The 6,368-nt window shown below is 66.7% G+C and carries 7 protein-coding genes; all 7 read right to left on the bottom strand.

Annotated elements, in window-relative coordinates:
* Positions 1-85: 85 nt before the first annotated feature.
* The 7 genes from AX709_RS02900 to sufC all read right to left on the bottom strand — a co-directional run bounded on the left by AX709_RS02900 (position 86) and on the right by sufC (position 5,897).
* Positions 86-1,405, bottom strand: coding sequence for a DNA-packaging protein (locus AX709_RS02900; protein WP_082731594.1), 1,320 nt, complete (start codon positions 1,403-1,405; stop codon positions 86-88).
* Positions 1,406-1,412: 7 nt separating this feature from the next.
* On the bottom strand, positions 1,413-1,976 hold the full coding sequence (locus tag AX709_RS02895) for a hypothetical protein (RefSeq protein ID WP_066546578.1): 564 nt from the start codon (positions 1,974-1,976) through the stop codon (positions 1,413-1,415).
* A gap of 230 nt (positions 1,977-2,206) precedes the next feature.
* Complete coding sequence (locus tag AX709_RS02890) at positions 2,207-2,566, bottom strand: HesB/IscA family protein (RefSeq protein WP_066546576.1); 360 nt, start codon at positions 2,564-2,566, stop codon at positions 2,207-2,209.
* Entirely contained in the window at positions 2,566-3,039 is a 474-nt protein-coding gene (locus AX709_RS02885; RefSeq protein ID WP_066546573.1) for an SUF system Fe-S cluster assembly protein, read from the bottom strand. Before AX709_RS02885 ends, AX709_RS02890 begins: the two co-directional genes overlap by 1 nt.
* The gene (locus AX709_RS02880; protein WP_082731593.1) at positions 3,036-4,298 is read right to left on the bottom strand and encodes a cysteine desulfurase; all 1,263 of its coding nucleotides are present in this window, start codon (positions 4,296-4,298) and stop codon (positions 3,036-3,038) included. Before AX709_RS02880 ends, AX709_RS02885 begins: the two co-directional genes overlap by 4 nt.
* Positions 4,291-5,064, bottom strand: coding sequence for a SufD family Fe-S cluster assembly protein (locus tag AX709_RS02875; protein ID WP_066546570.1), 774 nt, complete (start codon positions 5,062-5,064; stop codon positions 4,291-4,293). The genes AX709_RS02880 and AX709_RS02875 overlap by 8 nt, the downstream gene beginning before the upstream one ends.
* Positions 5,061-5,897, bottom strand: coding sequence for a Fe-S cluster assembly ATPase SufC (gene sufC, locus AX709_RS02870; RefSeq protein ID WP_066546568.1), 837 nt, complete (start codon positions 5,895-5,897; stop codon positions 5,061-5,063). The genes AX709_RS02875 and sufC overlap by 4 nt, the downstream gene beginning before the upstream one ends.
* Positions 5,898-6,368: the final 471 nt, after the last annotated feature.

Raw genomic sequence — 6,368 nt, 5'->3', positions numbered from 1 at the left:
CGCCGTCGGACGGAAGCCTGCGGCCCCGCCGGCCGGGGCGAGCGCTGGGTCGCGCAATAGCCAAGCTATTGCGCGGCGCCCACCCTCACACCACCCTTACCCCCGCCATCGCCCGCTTCCCCAGCATCAGCTCGGTCAGCGCCCACACCAGCGCATCCGCCCGGTCCGGCGACCGCCCCGGCCCGGCATAGCCGCCGCCCGCCACCAGCCCGCACAATTCATCCTCCAGCTCGGGGAACGCCCCGACATGGTGCACCCGCCCACTTTCATACAGCGTCGCGACCGGCTCCGCGCGCGCTGCCTTGCCCTGGCTCGCGTGCACCAGCGTGATCGGCAGGCGGTGGTCCGCCGCCATCAGCACGCTGCGCACCATCGCCCCGCCCTGATTGGCTTCCGCCACCACGCGCATCGCGCCATGTCGCGCCGCACATGCCGCGACCGCCGCTGCCCAGCGTTCGGGCGACGCGCCCGCGACGCTCGAATCCGCGACGACATAGCCATGCCCATCCACCCCGAGCGCGACGGCGACGATGCCGCACGCGTCGCCCTGTTCACCCGCCGGCGGATCAACCCCGACCACCACGCGCACGCTCGATGGAGCCGCGCGCACCCGGCACGCCTCGATCGTCGCGCGCGTCCACAGCGCGCCCTCGACATCCTCGATCAGCTCGCCGTCCAGTTCCTGCCGCCCCAGCCGCGTGCCCGCATAGGCGGCGATCATCGCATTCAGAAAGGCCGGGGCCAGGTTGGCGCGATTGTCCCGCGTCCGCCCTTGCGTCTCCACGACGCCGGCATCCTGCTTCAATCGATGGATCAGCGGCACCGCGCGCGGGGTCGTCGTCGCCATCACCCGTGGCCCGTGCCCCTGCCCCCCGTTCAACCGCAGGGTCAGCATCAGATTGTCCCACGCTTCCTCGCCACGCGGCCATTTGGCGATCTCGTCGGCCCACGCCAGGCTATGCTGCGGCCCGCGCAGCCCCTCCGGGTCGGCCGCCGAATAGACATAAGCCACCGCGCCATTGGCCCAGCTCAGCTTGCCGATTGACGGCTCCCAGCGTGGCCGCGTTGCCATCGGCGCAATCCCCAGCAGCCCGCTCTCGCCTTCCACCATCACCCGTCGCACCTCCAGCATGCTCGCCCCGACCAGCGCGATGCGCTGCGCGCCGTCGGCTTCGGCGGCAGCGCGCACCCACTCCGCCCCCATCCGCGTCTTGCCGAAGCCGCGTCCGGCCATCACCAGCCACACCCGCCAGTCGCCGGGCGGCGGCACTTGTCCGGGCCGCTGCCACCACCGCCAATCGTGCAGCACCTGACAGGCGGTGCGTTCCTCCATATCGGCCAGCACCTTTGCCCCCAGGCCATCGGGGTTCAGCAGCGCGCGCTCGATCATCGACCGGTCGACCATCGCCGGGTCAGCCCGCGTCATCGTCGCCTGTCGCAGCCGGCTTTTGTCCTTCATCCTCGGCAAGGGCGACCCGCATCCGCTCGAACATGGCGTCCAGCTTCATGCGCGCATCCGCTTCCTCGACGCGCGCGCCGGCAGCATTTCCGCCGTCACGCTCGCGCTGTTCGCGGATCGCCTGGCGGTGGTGCTGGATCAGCGCCAGCATCGCGCGCTCCGACAATTCCGGCCCATTCGCGGCCTTCCGCCGCACCTTGACCGGCTCTGGCGAAGCGGCTTCGGCGGGCTCGCCCTCATCCTCGGGATCGAGCGTCTGGAGCGCGCGCTCCAGCAGCATCATCTCCAGCCGGACGAACCCTTCCGACAGCGCCTCGGCCATCGCCGCGCGAAACGCCGGATCGGCGCGGCGGCGGCGCTGCACGCCTTCCTCGGAAATGCCCGCCGCCTTGGCCGAACGCCGGATGTTGCACGTCATCGCCAGCGCGCTCAGGAACCGGTCGATGTCCTTCTTGGTATAGCGCGCGCCCGGCGTACGCTTGCGGGGTGGTCGCGCCTGTGTCTTTGCCCGCGCCATTTGGTCCTCCCCCTGACTGTCCGAACCGCCGCTGGCCGCCCTAAACGCAATCGGGCCGGAAGGCGTCGCCGCCCCGGCCCGACTCGCAATTCGTCATCGTTCCCGTTATGTGCCAGATCAGCGTGACGATGTCAAGCAAATCTAACCGCTACGGTTAAATGTTGTGACCGTCACAAAGCTCCTCTCCTCAGGGGAGGGGTTGGGGTGGGGGCTATCCGTTGCAACCGCCCTCAGACGGTAAAGCTCTCCCCACACCCGCACGCACCCTTGGCGTTAGGGTTGTTGAACACGAAACCGGCGGTGAAATCATCCTCCACCCAGTCCATCGTCGAACCGATCAGGTACAAAACCGACCCGCCATCGACGAAGAAGGTGCCGCCTGGCGTCTCGATTCGCTCGTCCATCGGGTTGGCGGCGGTGACATAATCGACCGAATAGGCCAGCCCCGAACAGCCGCGCTTGGGCGTCGACAATTTGACCCCGATCGCATCGGCGGGCGCGCGCGACATCAGCTCGGCGATGCGCGCTTCGGCGCGTTCGGTCAGCAACACGGCGGCCGGCCGCTGGCGGGTGGTGGTCGTCGTGGTCATCACAGCATTCCCAATTCGAGCCGCGCCTCGTCGGACATCTTGCCCGGGTCCCAGGGCGGATCCCACACCAGGTTGACGTCGACGGTGCCGACGCCCGGCACCGCGCCGACGCGCAACTCGACTTCGCCCGGCATCGTTTCGGCAACCGGGCAATGCGGCGTCGTCAGCGTCATCATCACGTCGACATGCCCCTCCGCGCTCACCTCGACGCCATAGATCAGGCCGAGCTCATAGATGTTGACCGGAATTTCCGGGTCATAGATTTCCTTGAGCGCCGCGATGACATTCTCGTAAATCTCGCCGCCCGGCGCGTCGGGGGCCACGCCCTCGGGCTTCTGCGCCAGGAACCCGTCCAGATAGTCGCGCCGGCGCGGGCCTTCGGTCGCACCTTCGGGCGCGTCCTGCACCCGGGCACGCGGTGGCGGCGCGACCGCGTCGACTTCCTCGATCCTGAAACCCGGTTCGTCGCTCATCCGAAGATCCTCGTCACTCGCTTGATGCCCTCGACCAGCCGCTCGACATCCGCCGCCTGGCTGTGCACCCCGAAACTCGCCCGCGCCGTCGCCGGCACGCCCAGCACGTCCATCAGCGGCTGCGCGCAATGGTGCCCGGCGCGGATCGCCACGCCGCTCTCGTCCAATATGGTGCCGATGTCGTGCGGGTGCACGCCCTCGACCGCAAAGCTCACGATCCCGGCCGAATTCTCGGGCCCGAACAGCGTCACCGAATTGATCTGCGACAAGGCGTCGCGCGTCATCGCCACCAGTTCGGCTTCATGCGCGTGGATGCGCTCCAGCCCGATCGCCTCGACATAGTCGATCGCCGCGTGCAGCCCCAGCGCGCCGACGATGTGCGGTGTCCCCGCCTCGAACCGGCCCGGCGGCGGGGCATAGGTCGTGCCCGCGAACGACACCCGGTCGATCATCGCGCCGCCGCCCTGCCATGGCGGCATCGCCTCGAGCAGCTCGGCGCGCGCCCACAACGCCCCGATGCCGGTCGGACCATAAAGCTTGTGCGCCGACAGGACGTAGAAATCGCAATCGATCGCCTGGACGTCGACCGTCATCCGCGGCACCGCCTGGCATCCGTCGAGCAACAGCTTCGCGCCCACGCCATGCGCCAGGTCGGCGGCCCGCCGCGCATCCAGCACCGATCCCAGCACGTTGGAGACATGCGCCAGCGCGACCAGCCTGTGCGCGGGCGTCAGCATCGCCGCCATCGCGTCCAGGTCGATGCGGTGATCCGCGGTCAGCGGCACCACGTCGATCGCGGCCCCCACGCGGTCGGCGACCAGCTGCCACGGCACGATGTTCGAATGGTGCTCCAGCGCGGACAGCAGGATGCGGTCGCCCGGTTTGAGCTGGCTCGCCGCCCAGCTTTGCGCGACCAGGTTGATCCCCTCGGTCGCGCCGCGCACGAACACCACTTCCCCCGCATCGCGCGCATTCAGGAAAGTCGCCACCCGCGCCCGCGCCGCCTCATAGGCGATCGTCATGTCGGCCGACCGCCGGTAAACGCCGCGATGCACCGTCGCATAACTGGTGTCATAACCGCGCGTAATCGCATCGATCACCGCCTGCGGCTTCTGCGCCGTCGCCGCCGTATCCAGATACGCCCACCCCGCCGGAATCGCCGGGAAATCCGCCCGCACATCAAGTGGCGCTTCTAGCCCTCTCCCGCCTGCGGGAGAGGGTTGGGTGAGGGCCTCGCCGGCACTTACCAACTCACCCATGCCCGCCACCCTTGTCACCCAGCATCGCCTCCAGCCGCGCCTGCGCCGCGATTTCCAGCGCCGCGCCGTCGTCCCCCGCCTGCGCGAATGCCTCCGCCAGGAACGCCTGCAGCATCAGCCGCTTGGCCAGCGCCGGCGGAATGCCGCGCGCCGCCATGTAGAATAGGCCAGCGCGGTCAAGCTCGCCCACCGTCGCGCCATGGGCGCACTTCACGTCATCGGCAAAGATTTCGAGCTGCGGCACCGCATTGGCGGTCGCCGTCCGGTCGAGCAGCATTGACTTGACCGACTGGCTGCCGTCACTCTTCTGCGCATGGCGCGCGACGCGCACCGCGCCGATATAGCTGCCCGTCGCCCGACCACCCAGCACGTTGCGCACCGTCTGGTTGCTGGTCGCTTCCGGCTCGGCATGATGCACGTCGGTGACGATTTCCAGCGTCTGGTCGCCCGATCCCAGGATCGCGCCGCCCAACTCGAAATGACTGCCGCGCGCCAGCCGCACGCCGATCGACAGGCGACCATAGTCGCATCCCGCAACCAGCGCCTGGACGTTGAGCGTCGCGCCCTCGCCCAGCTCCGCCTCGATCGCGCGCACCGCAACCCCGTCCACCGGCTCCAGCGCGGGGATCAACAGCGTGTGCGAGGCACCGGCCGCAACGACGATCTTCTCGGGGGCATCCAGCCGCGGCCAGACGCGGGCGAGCGCGTCGATATCGGCATAGCGCCATGCCTCGTCACGCCGGGTGGGGAGCACGGCAATATTCACGCCGCCACCCCCGCATAGCCTTCGCGCTCCAGTTCCAGCGCCAGCTCCGCCCCGCCCGATCGCACGATGCGCCCATCGGCCAGCACATGGACGAAATCGGGCCGGACATAGTCGAGCAGCCGCTGATAATGCGTGATCAGGATCACCGCCTTGTCGGGCGCGCGCATGATCCGGTTGATGCCGTCGCCCACCGCCTTCAGCGCGTCGATGTCGAGGCCGGAGTCAGTCTCGTCCAGGATGGCGAACCGCGGGGCGATGATCCCCATCTGCACCATCTCGTTGCGCTTCTTCTCGCCGCCCGAAAACCCGACATTGACCGGGCGCTTCAGCATTTCGGCATCCATGCCCAGCGCCGCGGCCTGGGCCCGCGCGAGCTTCAGGAACTCCGCGCCCGACAGCGGCGCCTCGTCCCGCCCCTTGCGCTGCGCATTCAGCGCCTCGCGCAGGAACTGGACGTTCGACACGCCAGGAATTTCGACCGGATATTGAAAGCCCAGGAACAGCCCCGCCGCCGCGCGCTCATGCGGGTCTAAATCAAGGAGATCAACCCACCCTTCGTCGCCCCGGACTTGATCCGGGGCCCCGCTGCCTTGCGCGTCAGAAGAAGAAGCGGGACCCCGGGTCAAGCCCGGGGTGACGGCTGTTTGGAACCGCACCGATCCCCCCGTCACCTCATAACCGGGCCGCCCGCCCAGCACATAACCCAGCGTCGACTTGCCCGCGCCATTCGGCCCCATGATCGCATGCACCTCCCCCGCATTCACGGTGAGGGACAGCCCCTTGAGGATCGGCTTGCCGTCGATTTCGGCGTGGAGGTTATCGATTTCGAGCATGGATGATCGCGATCTTAATGATAAATGAACGTTTAAATTACGTCAGGATTTGGAAATAGAAGCTTATGAAGACCAGAACCAACTCTCTCTCCATATTTCGTCGACAAAAGTGATATCAAATAAAAAGGAATAGAGAAAATTACGAATAACAATACAACGAAAAATATTCGCATTCCCAAATCCCCATCCCAACTATATACCCAACCAAACAATATTGCCGGCGAGATTAAAGCGATAACATAATTAAAGGGTTTTTTATGAAATACAGTGTTGAATACAATGAAGAATATTATAGATGAAATAACAAACTGGCATAGGAGTATTGCTACGCAGAAAATCAACAATAGCATCACCCCATGCTCCTCTCGCGCGAAATCCCCAAAATTTTCTCCACCTCGACCTCCTTAAGCCCCCCTTCAGGGGAGGGGTCGGGGGTGGGGGCTGTCCACCAGCGCAGCGTCCGACGGATGG

It is taken from the genome of Sphingomonas sp. CCH15-F11, assembly GCF_001557005.1.
In the GTDB taxonomy this organism is placed as follows: Bacteria; Pseudomonadota; Alphaproteobacteria; order Sphingomonadales; family Sphingomonadaceae; genus Sphingomonas.
Note: the sequence above shows the minus strand (reverse complement) of the source record. Positions and strands in the feature narration are given on the sequence as shown.